This is a genomic window from Citrobacter sp. Ce006, assembly GCF_030336535.1.
Taxonomy (GTDB): domain Bacteria; phylum Pseudomonadota; class Gammaproteobacteria; order Enterobacterales; family Enterobacteriaceae; genus Citrobacter; species Citrobacter europaeus.
The window spans coordinates 1-296 of the sequence record NZ_JAOWDO010000032.1; the positions used below are offsets into that span (position 1 = coordinate 1).

Consider the following 296-nt stretch of genomic DNA (forward strand, 5'->3'; position numbering starts at 1 on the left):
TTTCATTTCTTATTACGGAGAAATGAAACAGTGTGTCGTTTCAATTTTCAGCTTGATCCAGATTTTTAAAGAGCAAATATCTCAAACATGACTCGGAAGTCAGTTTTGAGATATTAAGGTCGGCGACTTTCACTCACACATACCAGCAAGTGGCGTCCCCTAGGGGATTCGAACCCCTGTTACCGCCGTGAAAGGGCGGTGTCCTGGGCCTCTAGACGAAGGGGACACTGAAGTCTCAATCGCAAGACGCCTTGCTATTTACTTTTCATCAGACAATCTGTGTGAGCACTACAAAG

General features: G+C 44.9%; 1 tRNA gene. It reads right to left on the reverse strand.

The window, feature by feature from the left end:
• Positions 1-150 precede the first annotated feature (150 nt).
• Positions 151-226: transfer RNA gene (locus OGV94_RS00775), tRNA-Glu, on the reverse strand.
• Positions 227-296: the final 70 nt, after the last annotated feature.